A 20,678-nucleotide genomic window follows, 5' to 3' on the forward strand; every position below is an offset into this window, starting at 1 on the left:
GTCACAGGGATGAAACTGCTTATCATAGGGGGCACGGGGTTTCTGGGCCGCCACCTCAGCGCCCTGGCGCTGGATTGGGGCCACGAGGTGACCCTGTTCAACCGCGGCCGCCGTCAGCACCCGGACTGGCGGGATCTGCAGCAGCTGCACGGAGACAGGGACCATGATCTCGGTGCCCTGCGCGGAGCAGGGCTGCACTGGGATCTGGTCATCGACACCTGCTGCTATCGACCCGAGCAGGCGGCCAGCCTCTCGGCGGCGCTGCAGGGGCGCTGCGAGCATCTCATCTTCATCTCCACCATCAGTGTCTATCGGGATTTCACCCTTAAAGGAATGGACGAGTCGGCGCCCCTGCACGAGATCCCCGCTGGAGAGATACCCGACGACTACGGTCCCCTCAAAGTGCTGTGCGAGGCAGAGTACCGCGCCCGCTGGGGAGATCGGCTCTGCATCCTGCGCCCCGGCGTCTTGTGCGGCCCCCACGATCACACGGGTCGCCTCGCCTGGTGGGTGCGGCGGGTACAGCAGGGTGGCCCCTGGCTGCTGCCGGGGAGCGGGCAGGACCGGTTGCAATACCTGGACGTGCGCGACTGCGCCGAGTTTGTGCTGCGTGCCGCCGAGCAGCGCCTTGGTGGCGTGTTCAATCTGCTCAAGCCCGGCATAGCGCTGGGGGACTGGGTGGAGCGCATTGCCGCCCGGCTAAGCCCGGCTGCGCCCATCCAGCTAGATTGGGTGCCCTGGCCCAAGCTGCTGGCCGCCGGGGTAGAGCCCTGGCAGAGCTATCCGACCCTGTTACCCAACGAGCAGGCCGAGTATGCGGGTTATGGCCGGATCAGTGCCGAGGCGGCCATAGTACAGGGGCTCAACTTCCGGCCGCTGGAGGAGACGGTAGCGGATCTGGCGAACTGGCTGGCGGAGGGGGGGCAGGGCGCCACGACCGGGATGACGGCTGAGGAGGAGGCGGCGCTGCGCCAACGGGTGTTGGCCGCGCACGCCATACGGTAGGCGCACCGTGCCTGCGCCCTGAACAAGGCGCTACATGCACCGGAAAGGCGAATAAAAAGAGGGCACCCATGGGGTGCCCTCTTTTTGCAATGGGACCGCGGGATCTAGCGCAGGGTGGCGCCGCAGCCAACCAGCAACTCTTTCAGGATGCTGCGATGGCAGCGGGATTCGAGTTCGCAGTAGCAACCCACCGACAGATTGGTGTGGTGGGAGAGGGCGGCCAGCAGCGCCAGATCGTGCTTGGCGGCCGGGCTGGCCATCTCGGCCTTGTACTGCTTGCAGAAGGCGACCCACTGAGCCGGCGTCTCGGCGCCCTGGCCGAGCTTCATGGTCTCGGGACTGGGAGCCAGGTTGGGGAACCAGACGTCGTACCAATTTTGGCTCGCGAACTCAGCTTTGGGCACGCCTCGGGGTGGCCGACGCACAGTGCCGATACGCAGCCCCTCGTCAGGTAGACGGGTGCTGCCGAGGCGGACTACGGCGAGAGCCATGGCGGATTACTTCTCTTCGGCGACTTTCAGGGCCTGGCCGTAGCAGATCACCTGCTTGAGGCAGCCCGGCACGTCGCTGAACTCGGCGCACTTGTCGAAGGTGATGCCGTTGCCACCCATGTCGGCGGCGCGGCGGCGGGCCAGGGTGCGGGCTTCACCTGCGTTCGGTACCGCCTGGTTGGCATCGCTCTGGCAGGATTCCCCCTCGACTGTGCCGAGGTAGAGGTAGTTGAGATCGGCCAGCTGGCCCTGTTCATAGATCTGGACGCTGCCCGGTTTGAAATACTCGTCGAAGTTCTCCTTGTCCAGATTGCTGTTGAAGGAGAAATAGGCGCAACCGGAGGTGAAGAGGGGCAGCAGCAATAGGGTCAGGCGTTTCATGGCGATGTCTTGTTGAACGGTGAGGGGACCATTATAGGGGTCAGTCGCTGCCGGGGACCAGCCCCATTTTTAGCCATCAAGACGGGGTGTGACGGGGATCAGGCCGGGTCAGCCCTGGGTAGCTCACGAGTATCATGACCGGGTGGGGATTGTGTCAAAAGAGGGAGGGGGCAAGCAGCCCCCTCTGGTATTCATCGGGATCAGACGGGTGCGAGCCGCTGGTGCAGGCTGCGATAGTAGTCATCGCTCAGCAGCTCTGCGTGGGGGGCGCACAGGCGAATGCGCCCCTCTTCCATCAGGGCGATCCTGTCCATCTGCTCCAGTCCCAGCAGGCGGTGGGAGATGAGCAGCAGGGTGCGATCGGCCCCGAGCTTGAACAGCAGGGCCATGATCTCCCGCTCGGTCTGACTGTCGAGCCCCTCGGTCGGCTCATCCAAGAGCCAGAGCGGGGCATCGTGCAGCAGGGCACGGGCGAGGCCGATGCGGCGGCGCTCGCCACCGGAGAGCGGACGACCGCCGTCCCCGAGCCAGGCATCCAGTCCCCCCTCGGCCAGCTCATCCGGGTTGTCCAAGAGGCTAGAGAGGCCTACCTGCTCCAGCACTTTGATGAGTCGCTCGTCGCTGGCGTCCGGCGCCGCGAGTTTGAGGTTGCCTCTCAGGGTATCGGCAAACAGATGCACCCGCTGGCTCACCACCGAGAAGGAGGCGCGCAGTGCCCCTTCGCCGTAATGGGTGAGCGGCTTGCCATCCAGCAGTATCTCGCCCGCCTGCGGGTTCCACTCCCGGGTCAGCAGCCCCATCAGGGTGGACTTGCCGCAGCCGGTCTGGCCCAGCAACGCGAGTTTTTCACCTGCTTTTAGTTGCAGGGAGTAGCCGCGCAGCACGGGCTCGGTCTGATCCGGATAGGTGAAGGTGAGATCTCTTATCTGCAGGCTGCCTGCACTGGCGTGCTGCTGCTCCTCTCCCCATTCGGGGGCCTTGGCCTCCTGTAAAATCTCGTTGAGACGGCGGGCCGAGGTGAGGCTGGTGGAGAGGTGTTGGAAGGCGCCGGCCAGCGGCAACAGGGCCTCGAAACTCGCCAGGGTGGCGAACACCATGAGTGCCGTGATGGGATCCGGGGTCGCCCCACCGACACCGTGGCCGGCGAGCCACAGCATCAGGGTCAGGGTCCAGCCGCTCAGCAGTTGCACGCTGGCGTTGGCCAATCCACTGACCCTGGCCATGCGGGCCTGGGCGCGGATCAGGGCCTGCTCGGCCTGCTGCAACTCATCGAGGGCCTTGGGGGCGGCGGCAAACATCTGCAACTCGGCCTGGCCGTCCAGGTAGTCTACCAGTCGGGTGCGCAGGCTGGATTTCTCGGCTATCAGGGCCTGGCCCGGCTTGCGACCGGCGAAGTAGAACACCAGGGGCAGGGCCAGCATGCCAGCCAGCAGGATGGCACCCAGGGTCAGGGCCAGTTCGCTGTCGAAGAAGGAGAGGAAGAACACCAGACCAGCGCAGCTCAGCAGGGCCGCCCCTATGGGGGTGATGAGGCGCAGGTAGACATGATCCATGGCATCTATGTCGGTCACCAGCCGGTTGAGCAGATCCGCCTGACGAAAACCTGCCAGGGTCCCGGTAGAGAGTGGCGAGAGCTTTTGCCAGAACCAGACTCGCAGCCGGGTCAGCACCCGGAAGGTGGCATCGTGGCTCACCACCCGCTCACCCCAGCGACTGGCGGTGCGGATGATGGAGAAGAAGCGCACGCCACCGGCCGGGGTCATGTAGTTGAAGGTGTCGCGGGTAGCGGCGGCCAGTCCGGCCACGGCTGCGGCGGAGAGGAACCAGCCGGAGAGGGACAAGAGCCCCATGCCCGCCACCAGGGTGACGAAGGCTAGCAAGAGACCGATGGAGAGGCTCAGCCAGTGCTGGCGGTAGATACGCAGAAACGGCAGTAGATCACGCATCGAGAGAGTCCCCTTGAGAGAGGTGTTGTGACAAGAGGCGGGCGAAGGGCCCGCTGGCCTCGCTGAGTTGCTGGAAGTTGCCTTGCTCCACCAGCTGACCACGCTCCAGCACCAGGATCTTGTCCATCTGGCTGAGCTGATCGAGGCGGTGAGTGATCATCAGCAGGGTCTGGCCTGCCGCAGCCTGTTCGAGGGTGCCCATGATGGCCCGCTCCGAGTGGCGATCCAGGCTGGCGGTGGGTTCATCCAACACCATTAACTGAGTATGCTTGAGCAGGGTGCGGGCCAGGGCGATGCGCTGGGCCTGGCCCACCGAGAGGCCGCCCGCCTGATCGCCGACGCTATAGTCAAAGCCCTTCTCCTGGGCAAATTCCCAGGCCTGCGCCCGTTTCAGCACGGCTTCCAGCTCGGTGTCGCTGGCGGTGGGCTTGGCCAGCAGCAGGTTGTCGCGCAGGGAGGCGTGGAACAGCTGCGGATTTTGGGAGAGCCAGCCGAGCTGCAATCGCCACTGGCTCATGTCAAGACTGGCGAGCTCCTGGCCGTTGACCTTGAGTTCACCGCGATAGGGGGCAAAGCCCAGCAGGGCATTGACCAGGGAGCTCTTGCCCGCCCCACTGATGCCGACCAGGGCGGTGCGCGAGCCGGCCTCCAGCTGGAAATCGATGGGGCCGACCAGCACCTTGCCCTCGGCGCTCAGCACCTCGAGGGCCTTGGCTTCTATCTCGATGGGGCCCTGGCTGTGGAAAGGGGCCGAGCCGGAAGCGGGTTCGCTGACCTCGGCCTCCAAAAACTCCAGCAGCTGTTCGGCGGCGCCTATGGCCTGGGCCTTGGCATGATAGTGGGCGCCGAGCTCCCGCAGCGGAGCGTAGAACTCGGGGGCGAGAAACAGCACGAACAGGCCGGTAAAGAGCGTGACCTTGACGCCATAGTTGCCAAAGTTCAGGTGATCTATGTAGGAGAAACCGAAGTAGACCGCCACCAGGGCGACCGCGATGGCGGCGAAGAACTCCAGCACGGCTGTGCTGAGGAAGGCCAGACGCAGCACCTCCATGGTGCGTTCCCGAAAATCTTCCGAGGCATCGCGAATTGCGTCACCCTCGGCCTGGGTGCGCATGAAGAGCTGCAGGGTGCGCAGTCCCTTGAGCCGGTCGAGGAAGTGGCCGGAGAGGCGCGCCAGGGACTGGAAGTTGCGGCGGTTTGCATCGGCGGCGCCGACCCCCACCAGGATCATGAACAGCGGGATCAGGGGGGCTGTCCCGAGCAAGATGATGCCGGCGGCCCAGTTGACTGGGAAAACGGCCACCAGGATCACCACTGGGATGAAGACGGCGACCGCCATCTGGGGCAGATAGCGGGAGAAGAACTCCTGCATGTCCTCTATTTGCTCCAGCAGCAGGCTGGCCCAGCTACCGGCGGGACGACGCTGGATATAGGCAGGGCCAAGGCGGGCGAGGCGGGTGAGCACCAGCTCGCGGATGGCCTGGCGCACCGCGCTGCCGGCTCTGAAACTGGCCACTTCGCGGCCATAGGCCAGCAGGGCTTTGGCCGACGTCACCAGCAGCAGGGTGATAAAGAGGGGGATGGATTGCTCCGGCGTCGTGCCCTCGATGATGAAGCCATGGAGCAGGGTCGCCAGCAGCCAGGCCTGTGCCACCATCAGGACGCCCTGGCCCATGCCAAAGCCGATGGAGAGACCGATCCAGCGCCGGCCATGGCTCGATTGCTTGCGCAACCAGCCATAGAGATGTTTTTGCGTATTCTTGTCCATTACCACCCTCCTCAAACGAGTGGCGCAAGACTATCGTCGCCCCCTGAGCTTGGCAACCTTGCCATTACTGGAGCGTGAGACTGTTTGCTTGAAAAATAATCTGCATGCTCATTAGTTGGTCGAACAGCTTGATTTATGGCAAAAAACACCCTGGCGGTGATTGCGCTCGCCGGCAAAATGCATATAGTAGAGGCCACTGACGCGGGTGTAGTTCAATGGTAGAACGGTAGCTTCCCAAGCTGCATACGTGGGTTCGATTCCCATCACCCGCTCCAATTTCAAGACCCGATAGCGAGCCCGTCTCCTTACCGCCTCTGCCTAGCATGCCATGCTGACGCTGATTCCATATCCGGTATTTACTGCTAGTTTTGATCCCTTGCGGGCATCGTATAATGGCTATTACCTCAGCCTTCCAAGCTGATGATGCGGGTTCGATTCCCGCTGCCCGCTCCAGTTTTCATGCAAAAAGCCCACTCCATCGAGTGGGCTTTTTTGTTTTCCGTCTTCTTGCTTGATTGGTGTTCGCCGCTCTGCCCAAGAGGGTGGTCGGCTGGGCGCCAAAAACAGAAGAGGCGCCATCGGCGCCTCTTCTTACCACACTGGGATCTGGCGAGCAGGGATTATTCCTGCTCCAGCTCGCCGCAGAAGCGGTAACCTTCGCCATGGATGGTGGCGATGATTTCAGGGGTGTCGCCCACGCTCTCGAAGTGCTTGCGAATGCGGCGGATGGTGACATCCACGGTACGATCGTGGGGCTTGAGCTCACGACCAGTCATCTTCTTGAGCAGCTCGGCACGGGTCTGGATCTGGCCCGGGTTTTCGCAGAAGTGCAGCATGGCGCGGAACTCGGAGCGCGGCAGCTTGAACATGTCGCCCGCCGGGCTGACCAGGGCACGGCTGTTGATATCCAGCGCCCAGCCGTTGAACAGGTAACGCTCGACCAGCTTCTTCTCTTCGCCACCGGCGGCCACGTTCATGGTGCGGCTCAGCAGGTTGCGGGCACGTATGGTCAGCTCGCGGGGGTTGAACGGCTTGGTGATGTAGTCATCTGCGCCGATTTCCAGACCCAGGATCTTGTCGACTTCGTTGTCACGGCCGGTCAGGAACATCAGGGCTATGTTGTCATCTTCACGCAGCTCGCGCGCCAGCAGCAGGCCATTCTTGCCCGGCAGGTTGATGTCCATGATCACCAGATTGATGGTGTGGGAGGTCAGGGCCTGATGCATCTCGTCGCCATTGTTGGCCTCGAGGACGATATAGCCTTCGGCCTCGAAGATGCTCTTCAGGGTATTGCGGGTGACCAGCTCGTCTTCGACGATCAGAATGTGTGGTGTTTGCATTGAGTATTCCCAGATTCTTATCAGTTAATTTTCGAAATTTTAACACTCTTTGGCGTTATCCGACCGGTCCTGAAAATTTATTACGTCATCCTGGGTATGAATATCAGGTCGAATCATCGCGAATTTGGTAGCTATGTCGGCAAACATCCATGTGCCACACACGGGGTCTCAACAAGTCTGGCTGAGCGGAGCCCTGAAAGGTAGTCCATTACAAAAGTTGCTGCATTTTATCAGTTAACAGGCGCATAACAACACTCTTTGCCGTCAGATAGCAACTTTTTAACTCTGAATTGATATAAGTCAAACCCTGAGTTCTCTGCATGATACTTGGGCTGGCTCGCTTTTTCGCCCCTATGAAATGTAATGGGATGTAACATGTGATTGACATGAGTTTGTGGGAAAACTACAGAAAAGTGTGTTTTATTGCCCCCTTCGCGCCACCCGCCTGGTCCGGCTATGCCATCGTCACGGCCTGGAACCCGGCCAGCCACTGGGTCAGCGCACGCCGCAACGCCCGTCGCCAGCGCGCCCTGTGGCGTCTCGTGGGTGATTCACCGGACGTTATCGCCATGGGCCCGCTCTGGGGCAGTGCACTGGATGAGGGCTGGCAGGAGGAGTCCCTGTTGCTGCAGGCTCCCCGCGGCGAGGCGATCCGGCTGGCAGCCGCCTTTGGCCAAAATGCCATCTATTGGGTCGAACAGGGAGAGCTCTGGCTAGTGCCCGTCTTGTTGAAGGGGACTCCACTCCATCTGGGCAGGCTGGCCAGCCATTGGATTGCCAGGGGCTTGGCATGATGAAAGAATGAGCGACCTCACTCCATGGAAGGACGATGACAATGCTGGATTTACTGCCCGATCTTTGCGATGAACACGGGGATGCCCTGCAGGTGGCCGAGCCCCTGTTCCACGACTACGGCGGCAAACCGCTGTTTCACGGTGAGGCGGTCACCCTCTCCTGTTTTGAAGACAACAGCCTGGTGCGCGAACTGGTGAATCGCCCCGGCCACGGCAAGGTGATGGTGATCGATGGTGGTGGCTCATTGCGCCGGGCCTTGCTTGGGGATCAGCTGGCCATCAAGGCGGCGGAGCAGGGCTGGGAGGGGATCCTCATCTATGGCGCCGTGCGGGATGTGGGCACATTGGCGACCCTGGCGCTCGGCGTCAAGGCGCTGGCGGCCTGCCCGGTCAAGACAGAGAAACGCGGGCAGGGGGAGCTGGACGGGATCTTGTCATTTGCCGGGGTGACCATAGCGCCCGGCGACTATGTCTACGCCGATCTCAACGGTGTGCTGGTCAGTGGCGCCAAGCTGCTCTGACCCCTAGAAGTTGAAACCGACCCCCAGGGTCAGGAAGTGCTCCGTGCTGAAGGCGCTGAGGCCGTAGTTGGCGGTCAGGGCCAGCTTGGGCGTCAGCAGCAGGCTGCTGTTGAGCTCCACTAGCGTGCTGGCTTTGCTCACTTCCAACTGCTTGACCTGACTGCCGATGTTGAGGGAAGGGGAGAGCTGATAGCGCACCCCTGAGCTGATATTGAAGCCGGCCTGATCGCTGTGGACGCCGATGGCCGGGCCGGCCTCCATGTAGAGGCTGACATTGTCTTCGACCGGATATTGGTAGCCGGTGTTGATGAGCCAGAGATCGAAGTTGTCGCTGTGATGGGTTTGAGTGCCAAGCAGTACGCCTGAGTAGCTTTTCACGTAAAGCTGGCTCTCGGATTCGTGTTGGAGGAGGCTCCAGTCGGCTGCCTGAGCCGAAAATGCGAGGCCGGATGCGAGTGCGATGACGAGAGATTTAACCATTCGTTTCCCCTCCCTGGGTCCGAACAGGACTACAAGCATGGCACATGCCTGCAGGCTGTAAAGGCCGCCTCCGTCACAATAAAAGAGTTTTAATTGGCGCCCGACTCATGGTACACAGGCCCGGTCACTCCGAGTCTTCATTAATTTTCTTCATCAAGAGGCGAACTCATGAACAAGAAACTGACCCTATTGGCCGCACTGGCCTTGGGAGGCTGCGCCATGGCAACGGGTTCCACTATGGCTGAACTGCAAGCATCGACCTGGCAGCTGCAAGGGGCGGGTGGTGACACCTTTACCCTGCAGGTGGCGGGCGACAAGGTAGCGGGCAAGGGCGGTTGCAACCGCTACTTTGGCGCCATCACCCAGCAGGGGGACGGTGTCCTGACCCTGGGCGCCATGGGGGCGACCCGCATGATGTGCATGGGGGATCTGGCCGGCAAGGAAATGACCTACCTGCAGACCCTGGAGAAGGTGGCGTCCTACCAGATCAAGGGTAAGCAACTAGTGCTGAGCGATGCCAGCAAGGCGCCGCTGCTCACCTTTGATGCGGTGAAATAAGCCCGGGTACCGTCACTGGCTGTCGCAATCAGACCGCCATGTTGTGCACAATGAGAGGGACGCTGCGGCGTCCCTCTTTGCTTGAGAGTGGGGATGAGATGACTCATCCACCCCGTTGAAAGCGAAAGCGCTTCTTGCGCCGGTAGGGATAGACGTCCTCGAACACCCCCTCCTTGATGTTGCCCTGCAGCATCTTCCAGTAGTTGGCATCGAACAGCTCCTTGTGCAGCTGCATCATGATCTCCCGCACCTGGGGCTTTTGCAGCAGGAAGGTGGCGAACTCCTCGGGGAAGATATCGTTCGGGGCCACCGAATACCAGGGCTCGGCGCTCCACTCGTCTTCCGGGTAGCGCGGCGGCGGGATCTGGCGGAAGTTGCACTCCGTCATGTAGCAGATCTCGTCATAGTCGTAGAACACCACCCGGCCGTGACGAGTGACACCGAAGTTCTTGAACAGCATGTCGCCCGGGAAGATGTTCGCCGCCGCCAACTGTTTGATGGCATTGCCGTACTCTTCCAGCGCGAGCCGGGTCTGCTGCTCGTCCGCCCTGTCCAGATAGAGGTTGAGCGGGATCATCTTGCGCTCTGTGTAGAGGTGCTTGATCACCAGCTTGTCGCTTGTGATGGTCAGCGCCGAGGGCGCCACCGACTTGAGCTCAGCCAGCAGCTCGGGGGAGATGCGGTCCAGGGGAAACTCGAAGTTAGTGAACTCCTGGGTATCTGCCATGCGGCCGACCCTATCGTGTTGTTTTACCAGCCGGTATTTCGCTTTCACCTGCTCGTGGCTCACGTCTTTTGGGGGCGTGAACTCGTCTTTTATCACCTTGAACACCACGTCGTAGGAGGGCAGGGTAAACACGCTCATCACCATGCCCTTGATGCCGGGGGCTATGATGAACTGCTCCCGGCTCGCACCAAGGTGCTGCTGATAGTGGCGATAGAGCTCCGTCTTGCCGTGCTTCTGGCAGCCGATGGCGTTGTAGATTTCGTAATCGGGCTTGCGGGGCATGATCTGGCGTAGGAACAGCACATAGAGGGCCGGCACAGGGGCATAGACCATGAAGTAGGCGCGAGCGAAACCGAACACGATGGAGGCGAGCTCGGGCTCGAAGATGACGGTGTCCACATAGATATGCTGGCCCGTGCTGAGCAAGGGCAGGATAAAGGGATGCACCTCGTCCCTCACCCGGATCAGCCCCACCAGGTAGGCTCCCTTGTTGCGGTAGAAGACCTCCTTCAACAGCTCGATGGCAAATGGCTCATCATGCAAGATACCCGGACCGTTCTCCGCAAGATGGCGGTGGATGTCGACAATATCCCGCTGTTTGTCCTCGTAGGGCAGGGTGAAGCTGTAATCCCCCAGCAGCTTGCTCAGGGTCTGGGGCAGACGAGTCAGATCCGTGCGATAGACCCGCAGCAGGGCGCCGAGATCCGGGTGCTCCCCCCGGCTCACGAAGGGGTGTATGTAGAGGTTCTCGTCGCGGATGTTGCGATGGCGGAAGATGCGGCGATAGACGGAGTTGAAGAAGGACTCCGCCACCTCGAAGTTCTCGCATTTGGGCAGCAGATCGCTGAAGGCGCCCTTCACCTGCTTGAGCAGGGATTGGCTTGGCAACTGCTCCCCCATCATCTGCTTGATCTGGGCCGTGGTGGCGCCCACATGGTGATCGTAGAGGCGGATGCGCTCGCGTCCCGCGAGCTGCACTCCCAGCCAGTCGCTGTTCTCGAAGCGGCTCTTGCTGCCCTGGGTGATTTCCAGAAAGCGGCTGTAAAATGATTCGAAGCGCTGCAAGATCGTCTCGGCGACCGCCTGTTCCAATGGCTGCTGCATCTCTCTCTTCCTTGTGATGTGTCGGGCCGATAGCGTCTGTGATTGGCTGCAATCTGTTCACATGTCTGGCCACTATGGCAACATTCAAACATCCGTTCAAGTGGCATTTCATGGGCAGAAACGGTAGATTGCGCCCCTGTTTTGCCGACGGCGTACTGCCGTTTTCGACGTCGGCCCGCCCAGGAGGAAAACCCGATGAAACTCTATTTTGTGCTGGTGGCACCCGCCCGCGCCGCGAACGTGGGCGCCGCCGCCCGTGCCATGAAAACCATGGGCTTCGATGCCATGCGCCTGGTGGCGAGTCGGGTACACGAGGAAGAAGAGGCGAGCTGGGTGGCCCATGGGGCGCAGAAGATCCTGGCCGAGGCCGAGGCCTTTGACACCCTGGAGGAGGCGCTGGCGGACATGGATCTGGTGATCGCCACCACGGCCCGTCAGCGTGGCCGTTATCAGCACTACCTCACGCCGGGGGAGATCCGCGATCAGATCCGCGCCAAGCCTTCGGTGAACAAGGTTGCCATCGTGTTTGGCTGCGAGGAGTCGGGTCTCTCCAACGAGCAGCTCGCCCAGGTCGATCTCATCAGCTACCTGCCCCTCAAGGTGAGCTACCCGTCCCTGAACCTGGGTCAGGCGATCATGCTGTATGCCTACGAGATGAGTCCCTTGCTGGACGAGCCCGAAGCCGTAGCAGAAAATTTTGATAACGCCGGACAGGTTCGGGTGCTGAAATCTAAAACAGCAGAAATACTTGGTGAACTCGGTGTTTCGCAGGATGAAAAACTGCATCAATGGGTGATGGACCGAGTGCCCATGCTGCCGCAGCGGGATCTGAATATGCTGCATCTGCTCTGCAAAGACCTGGTTCGCCGATTTGAGCGCAAGGAGTAAAGAGGTTTAGGTTGACAGCCCATCACCCGGCGCGGTATTGCTAAAAGCCAGCTTCGTTCAAGAGTGTTCGTCATGCAGTCATTCATCAACGTCATCACCACCACCATTATTACCGGTACCACCACAGGTGGCACTGGGGCCGGTTGATGCGCTGACGAACAAGCACAGAAATCAGAAAAGGCCCGTACCCACCCAGTACGGGCCTTTTTGTTGGATGATTTTCAGAATCCTATTCGGGCAAATATTCAGGCCAATTTGATTGCAAAAGTCAGGGAGAGAAAGCGATGAGAGTGTTGAAGTTTGGTGGGTCGTCACTGGCCGATGCAGAGCGTTTCTTACGGGTAGCCGATATCGCGGTGAACACCCATGGCCAATCCCAGGTATCCCTGGTGCTGTCGGCCCCGGCCAAGGTGACCAACCACCTGGTAGCCCTGGTGGAGCAAACCAGTCGCGGCATGGATGCCAGTGCCACCCTGTTTGAAGTGAACGGCATCTTCTCCCGCCTGCTGGCGGGGCTGAAGGCCGCCTATCCGGCGCTGGATGACAAGGCGTTGCTGGCGCGCCTGACCAGCGAACTGGATCAGGTGGAGCGGCTGATGCAGGGCATCCGGCTGCTGGGGCTCTGCCCGGACAATGTGCAGGCCCGCATCCTGAGCCGAGGCGAGAACCTCTCCATCGCCTTCATGCACGAGCTGCTGCGGGTGCGTGGCCTCGAGCTGGATCTCATCGTGCCGGAGCAGCTGCTGGCCACCGATGGCGGTTATCTGGAGGCTCACGTCGATATCGAGGTCTCTCGCCTGCGCTTCGCCGCCAAAGGCTTGCGCAGCGATTGCCTCTACCTGATGCCGGGCTTCACCGGTGGCAGCGACAAGGGGGAAACCGTGCTGCTGGGCCGTAACGGCTCGGATTATTCAGCCGCAGTCCTGGCCGCCTGTGTCGATGCCGAGTGCTGCGAGATCTGGACCGACGTAGAAGGTTGCTACAACTGCGACCCGCGCCTGGTGCCGGACGCCTATCTGCTCAAAACCCTCTCCTATAAAGAGGCGATGGAGCTTTCCTACTTCGGCGCCAAGGTGCTGCACCCCAAAACCATCGCCCCGGTGGCCCAGTTCCACATCCCCTGCCTCATCAAGAACAGCTTCAACCCGCAGGGGCCGGGGACGCTTATCGGTGTCGAGCAAGGGGATGATGACCTGAAAGTGAAGGCCATCTCGGATCTCTCCGGCATGTGCATGTTCAACGTCTCCGGCCCCGGCATGAAGGGCATGGTGGGCATGGCGGGTCGCATCTTCTCCGCCGTCTCCCGCGCCGGGGTCAGTATCGTCCTCATCACCCAGTCGTCCTCCGAGTACAGCGTCAGCTTCTGTATCCACAGCTACGACAGCGACAAGACCCGCAAGGTGCTAGAGCGCGAGTTCGAGCTGGAGTTCAAGAACCAGCTGTTGGATCCACTCGAGATCATGACAGATCTCGCCATCATCTCCCTCATCGGTGACGGCATGCGCACCAGCAAGGGAATGGCGGCGCGCTTCTTCACTTCCCTGGCCCAGGCCTCCATCAACATAGTCGCCATCGCCCAGGGCTCGAGCGAGCGCTCCATCTCCGCCGTGGTGCGGGATCGCAAGGTCGCCGAGGCCATCAAGGCTTGCCACCAGAACTTCTTCGGCAGCCAGCAGTTCATCGATCTCTTCGTGGTCGGTGTCGGTGGCGTCGGTGCGGCCCTGGTGGATCAGATTGCCCGCCAGCAACCCGTGTTGGCCGAACAGGGCACTGGCCTGCGGGTAGTGGGCATCGCCAACAGCCGCCAGATGGCGGTCAACAAGGATGGCCTGAACCTCGCCAACTGGCGCGAGCAGCTGGTGGAGGCCCGCGACAGCTTCAGCCTTGAGGCGGTGAAGAAGGCGGTAGAAGAGAGTCACCTCATCAACCCGGTGATCGTCGATTGCACCTCCAGCGAAGCCGTCGCCGTCCAGTATGCGGACTTCTTGGCCGCCGGTTTCCACGTGGTCACCCCGAACAAGAAGGCCAACACAGGGTCGCTCGATTACTACAAGGCGCTGCGCCGCACCGCCCGCCAGACCCGCCGCAAGTTCCTGTACGAGACCAACGTCGGCGCCGGCCTGCCGGTCATCGAGAACCTGCAGAACCTCATCAAGGCCGGTGACAAGCTGCGGGCCTTCGACGGCGTGCTGTCCGGGTCGTTGTCTTTCATCTTCGGCAAGCTGGACGAGGGCATGGCCTTCTCCGAGGCGACCAAAATCGCCCGTGGCAACGGCTTCACCGAGCCGGATCCCCGCGATGATCTCAACGGCATGGACGTGGCGCGCAAGCTGCTGATCCTGGCGCGCGAGGCTGGCATGGCGCTGGAGCTGTCCGACGTGGAAGTCGAGCAGGCGTTGCCGCCGGGCTTTGATGTGAGTGGCGACGTGGAGGCCTTTATGGCCCGTCTGCCGGAAGCTGACGGCTGGTTCCGCGACCAGTTCGCGCTGGCCCAGAGCGAGGGCAAGGTACTGCGCTACGTGGGCTCCATCGAGGGGGGCAAGTGCAAGGTCGCCATCAAGGCGGTCGGCGCCGATGAGCCGCTGTTCAAGGTCAAAGATGGGGAGAACGCGCTCGCCTTCTTCTCCACCTATTACCAGCCGATCCCCCTGGTGCTGCGCGGCTATGGCGCCGGTACCGAGGTGACCGCTGCCGGCGTCTTCGCCGACGTGCTGCGCACCCAGAACTGGAAGCAGGAGCTATAAGCATGAGTTCAGACATGTACGGTAGCGTAGTGGCATATGCCCCGGCCTCCAGCGCCAACCTGAGCGTGGGCTTCGATGTGTTGGGGGCGGCCCTCGCCCCCGTGGATGGCTCCCTCTTGGGGGATCGCGTCCAGGTCAAGGCAGCGGATGTACCGTTTGCGCTCTCTTCCGTGGGCCGCTATGCCCACAAGCTGCCGGATGATCCCAAGAAGAACATCCTCTATGACTGCTGGGTCGGTTACGGCGAGGCGCTGGAGAAGCGCGGCCTGAAGCTGAGACCGCTGGAGATGGTGTTGGAGAAGAACCTGCCGGTGGGCTCGGGTCTGGGATCCAGCGCCTGCAGCGTGGTGGCGGCGCTGGAGGGCCTCAACGCCTTTCACGATAATCCGCTGAGCGAACACGATCTTCTGCTGCTGATGGGGGAGATGGAAGGACGTATCTCTGGCTCCGTGCACTACGACAACGTGGCCCCCTGCTATCTCGGTGGCATGCAGCTGATCGTGGAGGAGGCGGGCGTCATCAGTCAGGGTATCCCTGTATTCGAGCAGTGGTACTGGGTGGTCTGCTACCCGGGCACCGTCGTCTCCACCGCCGCCGCCCGTGCCATCTTGCCGGCCCAGTATCGCCGCCAGGATTGCCTCACCTACGGCCGCCGGCTGGCGGCCTTCGTGCACGCCAGCTACAGCCAGCAAGAAGGGCTGGCGGCGAGCGTGCTCAAAGACGTGATCGCCGAGCCCTATCGTGCGGCCCTGATCGAAGGTTTCAACGAGGTGCGGACCCAGGCGGCCCAGAACGGGGCGCTCGCCACCGGCATCTCGGGCTCGGGCCCCAGCGTCTTCGTGGTGATGAAGGATCTGGCCCAGGCCGAGCGCATGAAAGATTGGATGGACGCACATTTCGTGCAGAACGAAGATGGATTTGCCCGGGTCTGCAAATTGGACATGGCCGGGGCACGGGTAACAGGAAGCGAGCTATGAATCTTTACAATATCAAGGACAAGAGTGAACAGGTCAGCTTCGCCCAGGCGGTGCGCCAGGGCTTGGGCCGCGAACAGGGGCTCTTCTTCCCCGAGACGCTTGAGCCGCTCGCCGACGTGGACGCTCTGCTGGCGCTGCCGCTGGCCGAGCGCTCGGCTCACATCATCAGCCATCTGCTGGGGGATGAAGTACCTGCCGCTAAAGTGAGTGAGTTGATCGACGCCGCCTTCACCTTCCCGGCGCCTCTGGTGAAGCTCAAAGACGGCACCTATGCCCTGGAGCTGTTCCACGGCCCAACCCTGGCGTTCAAGGACTTCGGCGGCCGCTTTATGGCCCAGTGCTTGGCGACCTTCCGCACCAACGACAAGATCACCATCTTGACCGCCACCTCCGGCGACACCGGCGCCGCCGTGGCCCACGCCTTCTACGGGCTGGAGGGGATCGAGGTGGTCATCCTCTATCCCAAGGGCAAGATCAGCCCGCTGCAGGAGGCGCTGTTCTGCACCCTGGGTGGCAACATCCGCACCATCGCCATCGACGGCGACTTCGACGCCTGTCAGGCACTGGTGAAGGATGCGTTCGATGACGAGGCGCTGAAGAAGGCCATCGGTCTGAATTCAGCGAACTCCATCAATATCAGCCGTTTGCTGGCTCAGGTCTGCTACTACTTCGAGGCCCTGGCCCAGTTGCCGCAATCCGAGCGCCATAAAGCGATCATCAGCGTGCCGTCCGGCAACTTCGGCAACCTGACCGCGGGCCTGATTGCCAAGGCGCTGGGGCTGCCGGTGAAGCGCTTTATCGCCGCCACCAACGCCAACGATACAGTGCCGCGCTACCTGAAATCCGGTCAGTGGGAGCCGCACCAGACGGTCGCGACGTTATCGAATGCCATGGACGTGAGCCGTCCCAACAACTGGCCGCGGGTCGAAGAGCTGTGCCGTCGCAACGGCTGGGCGCTGGAAACCTTGGGCTCAGGCATGCGTGACGACGCCCAGACCCGAGATGCGTTGCAGCGTCTGCACCAGCTGGATTACCTGTGCGAGCCCCACGGTGCCATCGCCTGGGATCTGCTGGGGGAGCAACTCGGTGAGGATGAAGTGGGGGTGTTCCTGTGCACCGCCCATCCCGCCAAGTTCAAGGAGTCGGTGGACGAGATCCTGGGGTTGGACGTGCCGCTGTCGGGCCCGCTTGCCAAGCACGCCGCCCTGCCGCTCTTGTCCCACAACCTGCCGGCGGAGTTCGCCCCGCTACGAGCCTTCCTGCTCGGTTAAGCACTTATCAAACATCCCCCGGCCTCGGGGGATGTTTGTTTTTAGCCTCCGGCGAGGAAACCGCCTTGGATTAAGAACCTACTCACGGCCTCGCAGTAAGAGTGTGAACACCTTCTAAGGAGCACAGTTATGAGCCAGCATCCGCTACGCCAGCTTATCGAGACCTGCGACGCCGCTATCTCCCGGCGCGACTTCGACGCCCTGATGGCCTTCTACGCCGAGGACGCCGCCCTGGTGGTCAAACCCGGCATGGTGGTGCGTGGTATCCCTGCCATCCGCCGCGCCTTCACCGCCATCTCCGATTATTTTCAAGGCCAGCTCGAGGTAACCCAGGGCGCCATGGAGGTGATAGAAGGCGCCGACAATGCCCTGGTGATCATGGATACCCGGCTGCGTTATCCCGATGGGCAAGGCGGCTGGATCGATGAGAACCGCCGAGCCACCTATGTATTTCGAAAAGAGTCCGATGGGCAGTGGCGCTGCACCATAGATAACTCCTACGGTACTGCGCTGCTGGATAGCGAACCTGCGTTGGCCACCGCCAGATGACTGCGTTCACGTCGCAGCTAGCCTGATTGCTCGAGCGAGAGGTTGTACAGAAAAAAAGAAACCCCCGATATCGGGGGATTATTTTTATGAACCCAAGAAGATCCACATAAGAGGAGTGACCAGCGCTTATGCACGGGTCTACCTCTCTGTCACTGGCTCGCCATGAGCCTGCCAGGAAGAGAGGCTGGTGTTAGCTAAGGGGGCAAACCCGCTATTCTACGGCCGTCTTTTTACAGCTGGGGTTGCCCTGGTCGTCGTGAACACTGCAGTCCCAGTTGTGCACGCCATCGCTGAGCCGATCGTATTCCACCTTGGCCGCCGCCAGATTGACCCCTGCCAGTTCGGTCGGCTTGATGTTCACATACCAGACCCGGGTACCGTCGGTGACGAAGTTCTCCTGCAGCGGCTTGATAAGGGTGCTGTCGACCCCTGTTGGTAGGGGCGCGATCCGCTGGTTGCCGCTATAGAAGCCGTCCTTGGTGACGGCCGAAGAGAAGTTCAGACAGTGAAAGCTGGCGGCATCCACCTCTTTTTGAGCTTTGCCCTCGAAATAGAGATCGCCGTCGATCTTGGCCCATCCCTGGCAGACGTCGTACAGGGTCACTTTGCCCTTGTGCGGTATGACCTTGGTCTGCTCGGCCACATAGTAGTAATGACGCTGGTCGGCAGCCTGGCCATGGGCCGTCTTCAGCTGCCTGGGGTTGGCGCCGTTGAGCACTTCACCTGTGACGAGAAAGACATGGCGATCGTCGCTGGCGAAAGGGTGATCGAGTAATTTGAAGGAGGCGGTATTGACCGGCGCCTTGACCTGCTCGCAGTAGGCATAGGCCTGCTGCCCGCTCAGCAAGAAGCTGCCGAGCGCCTTGGCGGTGTCGATATCGAAGCTGTCGGGCAAGGGGTTTGCGTTACAGAAATAGCGCCCATGTGAGAGGGCAATGCTGAAATCATCGTTGCGATATGTGACCTCGAAGTCTTCCGCCTGCGCACCCGCAAGTGGTGCCCCCGGCTGGTTGCCATAGGGTTTGAAGACCACCTTCCCGGCTTCAAGTTGATAGGGGGGAGCGATTTCTGCATGGGCCACAAGTGGCAGGCTGCATGCCAGCAGGGCGCAGTAGCGAAGGTTCATAGGGGCTCACTGTCCGTTGAGAGGGTGGGTGATGATTCAAACGGCAGCCTGGGTTTAGAAAAATGGAATGCCCCATAATTGGTGCCGTTTGGCATCATACGTAGGATGGTTTCCATATGGCAAGCATAAAACGCCGGTAGGGCAGCTCACCAAGCTTGCACCCTGCTGGATGTCAGCATGTCCAGTTGACCGCCTCGCCTCGTCGGGTTAGCCTCTGGGCTTCCTTGATACCCGAGTATTTCCTCCGATGCGCATTTAACCTGTCCGCACCCCTTATCGTCTTTGCCCTCGTTCTGCGAGGCCGGGTGCGTCTATACCGTGACAGGTTGATGTTGATTCCTCCTTGCTTCGTATCCGTGGACGCACGTCCCTGTCATTTGGCTTGGCTCTTGGCTTGATGCTCCGGCATTGACCCACAGGAGTACAGATGACCCCTATTTCATGTCATATCAAACAGTTGCAACTGCCTTATCTGCCCGGCATTGCGCCCCTCACGTTTTCCCTGCCCCAGGGGCCCTGTACCCTGATCGGTCGCAATGGCATCGGCAAGAGCCTGCTGCTGGAGGTGCTGGCCGGTCTGCGCGCTCCGGTATCCGGCAAGGTGGAATGGGCTCAGCCCGTTGCTTGGCTTTCCCAATTTGCGTCAGGCAGTGAAGGCTCAGTGGCCGACGTTATTGGTTGGGGGGAGGCTCTGTGTGCCCTTGAGCGCATCGAATTGGGCAGTATCGACAGTCGGGATTTCGAGCGGCTGGCGGATCGTTGGACCCTGCGAGAGGACCTCGCGGCGCTCTTGGCCGAGGCCAATCTGGATGTCGATCTCAAGCAACCCCTGACCTGCTTAAGCGGTGGTCAGCTCACCCGGATAAGGCTGTTGGCGCTCTTTGCCAACCCGGATCACTTTCTGTTGTTGGATGAGCCGGACAACCACCTGGATGTCAGTGGCATCGACTGGCTGGGGCAGCTGCTGGCGCGCCACCCTGGCGGTTATCTGCTGGTGAGCCACGACAGGCGGCTGCTTAATCAGGCGCAGCAACTGTTTGAGTTAAGCGAGCAGGGGCTGCAAAGCTCGCAGCTTTCATTCCAGGCCTATTTACAGCAGCAGGCACAGGAGCAGGCTGCCAGAGGTGCGCGCTTGAATCAGACCGTGCGCAGTGAGAAGGCGGCAGCCCAGGCACTGCAAAGAGTGCGAGAGCAGGCGGCGAAGCGCGCCAGTCAGGGTCGCCGGGAGCGCGGCTCTCAGGCCAAGGTACTGCTGGATTTCAACAAAGATCAGGCGGGCAAATCCCTTGGCAAGGTGCTGGATCGCCACGAGCGCGGTCATCAACAGCAACTGACCCAGAAGGCGGATGCGGCCGCCGCATTGGCAGCGGTGCAACCCCTGCGCATGCAGTGGCAGTATGGGGGGGATGCCAGCAAGCAGGGCTGTGCCCAGCCGCTGGTGATTACGGCGGCCAGCCATCCCCGTTGGCACAACCAGAGCGTCAGTCTAGTGCTACAGCGGGGGGATCGCTGCCTGCTCAGTGGCAAAAACGGTAGCGGCAAGTCGAGCCTGCTCAAGATGCTGCGCGGGGAGCTAATGGCCGAGTCGGGCACCTTCCGCATCAATGGCCGGATGGCCTGCCTCGATCAGGGGCTCAGACTGATTGCTCGGGCGCTCAGCCCGCTTGCCAACCTGCTGGCGGTGGCGCCTGATCTGGCTGAGAGCGAGGCCAGAACCCGGCTGGCGGGCATAGGATTACGGCGAGACAGAGCCTTGCAGCCGAGCCACGAGCTCAGCGGTGGCGAGCGGCTAAAATTGGGCCTCTTGATGGTACTGGCCCAGCGGCCAGAACTACTGCTGCTCGATGAACCGGACAATCATCTGGATCACGCCTCACGCCAGCTGCTCACTCAGGTGCTGGCTGACTATCCCGGCACCCTGCTGCTGATTTCCCACGATCCCGACTTTGTGGCCGGAGTGGGGATTGAGCGGGAGTATTGGTTGGAGGGATAAGGGGTTAAATCGTGA

General features: G+C 61.3%; 18 protein-coding genes and 2 tRNA genes. 12 read left to right on the forward strand and 8 right to left on the reverse strand.

From position 1 onward, the window contains the following. Nucleotides 1-9 precede the first annotated feature (9 nt). A complete protein-coding gene (locus CUC44_RS12495) occupies nt 10-1,005 on the forward strand; it encodes an NAD-dependent epimerase/dehydratase family protein (protein ID WP_100860256.1) in 996 nt (331 codons plus the stop codon). A 104-nt stretch (nt 1,006-1,109) separates the two neighbouring features. On the opposite strand, the gene CUC44_RS12500 is transcribed toward CUC44_RS12495, so the two are convergent. From CUC44_RS12500 to cydD, 4 genes are all read right to left on the reverse strand, one after another. Next, nucleotides 1,110-1,496 (reverse strand): DUF488 domain-containing protein, encoded by a 387-nt coding sequence (locus CUC44_RS12500; protein WP_100860257.1) that lies wholly within the window; start codon nt 1,494-1,496, stop codon nt 1,110-1,112. A 6-nt stretch (nt 1,497-1,502) separates the two neighbouring features. Then, the gene (gene rcsF, locus CUC44_RS12505; RefSeq protein WP_100860258.1) at nt 1,503-1,877 is read right to left on the reverse strand and encodes an Rcs stress response system protein RcsF; all 375 of its coding nucleotides are present in this window, start codon (nt 1,875-1,877) and stop codon (nt 1,503-1,505) included. A gap of 200 nt (nt 1,878-2,077) precedes the next feature. Beyond that, the gene (gene cydC, locus CUC44_RS12510) at nt 2,078-3,823 is read right to left on the reverse strand and encodes a heme ABC transporter ATP-binding protein/permease CydC (RefSeq protein WP_100860259.1); all 1,746 of its coding nucleotides are present in this window, start codon (nt 3,821-3,823) and stop codon (nt 2,078-2,080) included. Further along, nucleotides 3,816-5,591, reverse strand: coding sequence for a heme ABC transporter permease/ATP-binding protein CydD (cydD, locus tag CUC44_RS12515; protein WP_100860260.1), 1,776 nt, complete (start codon nt 5,589-5,591; stop codon nt 3,816-3,818). The genes cydC and cydD overlap by 8 nt, the downstream gene beginning before the upstream one ends. A gap of 201 nt (nt 5,592-5,792) precedes the next feature. Between cydD and CUC44_RS12520 the strand changes: the two genes are divergently transcribed. Both CUC44_RS12520 and CUC44_RS12525 read left to right on the forward strand, forming a co-directional pair. Then, nucleotides 5,793-5,866 (forward strand) — tRNA-Gly (locus tag CUC44_RS12520). A gap of 103 nt (nt 5,867-5,969) precedes the next feature. Next, nucleotides 5,970-6,044, forward strand: a tRNA-Gly gene (locus tag CUC44_RS12525). A gap of 167 nt (nt 6,045-6,211) precedes the next feature. Here CUC44_RS12525 and arcA read toward each other — a convergent pair. Next, nucleotides 6,212-6,931 (reverse strand): two-component system response regulator ArcA, encoded by a 720-nt coding sequence (gene arcA, locus CUC44_RS12530; RefSeq protein WP_010673581.1) that lies wholly within the window; start codon nt 6,929-6,931, stop codon nt 6,212-6,214. A 386-nt stretch (nt 6,932-7,317) separates the two neighbouring features. Between arcA and CUC44_RS12535 the strand changes: the two genes are divergently transcribed. Both CUC44_RS12535 and CUC44_RS12540 read left to right on the forward strand, forming a co-directional pair. Then, a complete protein-coding gene (locus CUC44_RS12535; RefSeq protein ID WP_100860261.1) occupies nt 7,318-7,725 on the forward strand; it encodes a DUF3293 domain-containing protein in 408 nt (135 codons plus the stop codon). Between the two features lie 41 nt (nt 7,726-7,766). Beyond that, entirely contained in the window at nt 7,767-8,246 is a 480-nt protein-coding gene (locus CUC44_RS12540) for a putative 4-hydroxy-4-methyl-2-oxoglutarate aldolase (RefSeq protein ID WP_100860262.1), read from the forward strand. A gap of 3 nt (nt 8,247-8,249) precedes the next feature. On the opposite strand, the gene CUC44_RS12545 is transcribed toward CUC44_RS12540, so the two are convergent. Then, nucleotides 8,250-8,726, reverse strand: coding sequence for a hypothetical protein (locus CUC44_RS12545; RefSeq protein ID WP_100860263.1), 477 nt, complete (start codon nt 8,724-8,726; stop codon nt 8,250-8,252). A gap of 168 nt (nt 8,727-8,894) precedes the next feature. On the opposite strand from CUC44_RS12545, the gene CUC44_RS12550 reads away from it, so the two are divergent. Then, the gene (locus tag CUC44_RS12550) at nt 8,895-9,284 is read left to right on the forward strand and encodes an META domain-containing protein (RefSeq protein ID WP_100860264.1); all 390 of its coding nucleotides are present in this window, start codon (nt 8,895-8,897) and stop codon (nt 9,282-9,284) included. 103 nt (nt 9,285-9,387) lie between these two features. Here CUC44_RS12550 and aceK read toward each other — a convergent pair whose 3' ends face one another. Then, complete coding sequence (gene aceK / locus CUC44_RS12555; RefSeq protein WP_100860265.1) at nt 9,388-11,115, reverse strand: bifunctional isocitrate dehydrogenase kinase/phosphatase; 1,728 nt, start codon at nt 11,113-11,115, stop codon at nt 9,388-9,390. Between the two features lie 195 nt (nt 11,116-11,310). Here aceK and CUC44_RS12560 point away from each other — a divergent pair, with 195 nt between their 5' ends. The 5 genes from CUC44_RS12560 (at nt 11,311) to CUC44_RS12585 (ending at nt 17,544) form a co-directional block, all read left to right on the forward strand. Then, complete coding sequence (locus tag CUC44_RS12560) at nt 11,311-12,003, forward strand: tRNA/rRNA methyltransferase (RefSeq protein ID WP_100860266.1); 693 nt, start codon at nt 11,311-11,313, stop codon at nt 12,001-12,003. 284 nt (nt 12,004-12,287) lie between these two features. Beyond that, nucleotides 12,288-14,747, forward strand: a complete 2,460-nt coding sequence (gene thrA, locus CUC44_RS12570; protein ID WP_100860268.1) for a bifunctional aspartate kinase/homoserine dehydrogenase I — start codon at nt 12,288-12,290, stop codon at nt 14,745-14,747. 2 nt (nt 14,748-14,749) lie between these two features. Beyond that, nucleotides 14,750-15,724 (forward strand): homoserine kinase, encoded by a 975-nt coding sequence (thrB, locus tag CUC44_RS12575; RefSeq protein WP_100860269.1) that lies wholly within the window; start codon nt 14,750-14,752, stop codon nt 15,722-15,724. Then, nucleotides 15,721-16,995, forward strand: coding sequence for a threonine synthase (thrC, locus tag CUC44_RS12580; protein ID WP_100860270.1), 1,275 nt, complete (start codon nt 15,721-15,723; stop codon nt 16,993-16,995). The genes thrB and thrC overlap by 4 nt, the downstream gene beginning before the upstream one ends. Nucleotides 16,996-17,124: 129 nt before the next feature. Next, nucleotides 17,125-17,544, forward strand: coding sequence for a YybH family protein (locus CUC44_RS12585; RefSeq protein WP_100860271.1), 420 nt, complete (start codon nt 17,125-17,127; stop codon nt 17,542-17,544). 211 nt (nt 17,545-17,755) lie between these two features. On the opposite strand, the gene CUC44_RS12590 is transcribed toward CUC44_RS12585, so the two are convergent. Continuing rightward, entirely contained in the window at nt 17,756-18,670 is a 915-nt protein-coding gene (locus CUC44_RS12590) for a DKNYY domain-containing protein (RefSeq protein ID WP_100860272.1), read from the reverse strand. 427 nt (nt 18,671-19,097) lie between these two features. Between CUC44_RS12590 and CUC44_RS12595 the strand changes: the two genes are divergently transcribed. Further along, nucleotides 19,098-20,663 carry an ATP-binding cassette domain-containing protein gene (locus tag CUC44_RS12595; protein WP_100860273.1) on the forward strand — a complete coding sequence of 522 codons (1,566 nt, stop codon included), beginning with the start codon at nt 19,098-19,100 and terminating at the stop codon, nt 20,661-20,663. Nucleotides 20,664-20,678 lie beyond the last annotated feature (15 nt).

Source organism: Aeromonas lusitana (genome assembly GCF_002812985.1).
Lineage (GTDB): Bacteria > Pseudomonadota > Gammaproteobacteria > Enterobacterales > Aeromonadaceae > Aeromonas > Aeromonas lusitana.

Bases quoted from the DNA above. Each gene is read 5' to 3' on its own strand.
- CUC44_RS12495 (WP_100860256.1), top strand. From the start codon at position 10: ATGAAACTGCTTATCATAGGGGGCACGGGGTTTCTGGGCCGCCACCTC.
- CUC44_RS12500 (WP_100860257.1), bottom strand. From the start codon at position 1,496: ATGGCTCTCGCCGTAGTCCGCCTCGGCAGCACCCGTCTACCTGACGAG.
- rcsF (WP_100860258.1), bottom strand. From the start codon at position 1,877: ATGAAACGCCTGACCCTATTGCTGCTGCCCCTCTTCACCTCCGGTTGC.
- cydC (WP_100860259.1), bottom strand. From the start codon at position 3,823: ATGCGTGATCTACTGCCGTTTCTGCGTATCTACCGCCAGCACTGGCTG.
- cydD (WP_100860260.1), bottom strand. From the start codon at position 5,591: ATGGACAAGAATACGCAAAAACATCTCTATGGCTGGTTGCGCAAGCAA.
- arcA (WP_010673581.1), bottom strand. From the start codon at position 6,931: ATGCAAACACCACACATTCTGATCGTCGAAGACGAGCTGGTCACCCGC.
- CUC44_RS12535 (WP_100860261.1), top strand. From the start codon at position 7,318: ATGAGTTTGTGGGAAAACTACAGAAAAGTGTGTTTTATTGCCCCCTTC.
- CUC44_RS12540 (WP_100860262.1), top strand. From the start codon at position 7,767: ATGCTGGATTTACTGCCCGATCTTTGCGATGAACACGGGGATGCCCTG.
- CUC44_RS12545 (WP_100860263.1), bottom strand. From the start codon at position 8,726: ATGGTTAAATCTCTCGTCATCGCACTCGCATCCGGCCTCGCATTTTCG.
- CUC44_RS12550 (WP_100860264.1), top strand. From the start codon at position 8,895: ATGAACAAGAAACTGACCCTATTGGCCGCACTGGCCTTGGGAGGCTGC.
- aceK (WP_100860265.1), bottom strand. From the start codon at position 11,115: ATGCAGCAGCCATTGGAACAGGCGGTCGCCGAGACGATCTTGCAGCGC.
- CUC44_RS12560 (WP_100860266.1), top strand. From the start codon at position 11,311: ATGAAACTCTATTTTGTGCTGGTGGCACCCGCCCGCGCCGCGAACGTG.
- thrA (WP_100860268.1), top strand. From the start codon at position 12,288: ATGAGAGTGTTGAAGTTTGGTGGGTCGTCACTGGCCGATGCAGAGCGT.
- thrB (WP_100860269.1), top strand. From the start codon at position 14,750: ATGAGTTCAGACATGTACGGTAGCGTAGTGGCATATGCCCCGGCCTCC.
- thrC (WP_100860270.1), top strand. From the start codon at position 15,721: ATGAATCTTTACAATATCAAGGACAAGAGTGAACAGGTCAGCTTCGCC.
- CUC44_RS12585 (WP_100860271.1), top strand. From the start codon at position 17,125: ATGAGCCAGCATCCGCTACGCCAGCTTATCGAGACCTGCGACGCCGCT.
- CUC44_RS12590 (WP_100860272.1), bottom strand. From the start codon at position 18,670: ATGAACCTTCGCTACTGCGCCCTGCTGGCATGCAGCCTGCCACTTGTG.
- CUC44_RS12595 (WP_100860273.1), top strand. From the start codon at position 19,098: ATGACCCCTATTTCATGTCATATCAAACAGTTGCAACTGCCTTATCTG.